At 65.2% G+C, this 816-nt stretch carries 1 protein-coding gene; it reads right to left on the bottom strand.

The genetic code is table 11. The features are described from left to right. The coding region (locus Taqua_RS13100; protein ID WP_144326998.1) for a class I SAM-dependent DNA methyltransferase at positions 1–816 on the bottom strand (816 nt) is incomplete at both ends.

Genomic DNA, 816 nt, shown 5'->3' with positions numbered 1-816 from the left:
GTGCCGTTGGGGGCGAGGTGGTGATGGATGTGTTGCAGCCAGGCGTAGTTGGCGTTGCCCACGGGCGGCACGCCGAACGTCCAGCGCACGTCCTCGCGCAGACGCTCGCCGCCCCAGTCGGAAATGTTGAACGGCGGGTTGGCAAGGATGTAGTCGAACCGCAGGTGCGCAAATTCGTCGCGGTGGAAACTGCCTTCGTTGTTCCAGCGGATGTCGGCGTCGATGCGGCGCACCGCCAGGTTCATCTTGCACAGCCGCCAGGTGGTGTAGTTGCTCTCCTGACCGTAGATGGCGATGTCGCCCAGCCGTCCGCCGTGCTCCTCGACGAACTTTTCGCTCTGCACGAACATGCCGCCGGAGCCGCAACAGGGGTCGTAGACGCGGCCCTTGTAGGGCTCCAGCATTTCCACCAGCACGCGCACCACGCAGCGGGGGGTGTAGAACTCGCCACCGCGCTTGCCCTCGGCCCCGGCGAACTGGCCGAGGAAGTATTCGTAGACGCGGCCGAGGATGTCCCGGGCACGCTGGGCTTCGTCACCCAGGCCGATGTTGGACAGCAGGTCGATCAGCTCGCCCAGCATCACCTTGTTGAGCGCGGGGCGGGCGTAGTCCTTCGGCAGCACACCCTTGAGCGACGGGTTGTCGTGCTCGATGGCGCGCATGGCCTCGTCGATCAACACGCCGATGGCAGGGTGCTTGGCGTTGGCGCGCAGGTAGGACCAACGTGCTTCCTTTGGTACCCAAAAAATGTTGTCGGCAAGGTATTCGTCGTGGTCTTCGGCGGCGGCCGGGTCTTCGGCCAGCAGGGCCTGGTGC

The sequence above is a fragment of the Tepidimonas aquatica genome (genome assembly GCF_007556585.1).
Classification (GTDB): domain Bacteria; phylum Pseudomonadota; class Gammaproteobacteria; order Burkholderiales; family Burkholderiaceae_C; genus Tepidimonas; species Tepidimonas aquatica.
The sequence above is the reverse complement of the archived record's forward strand: the minus strand, read 5'-3'. Positions and strand labels throughout refer to the sequence as shown.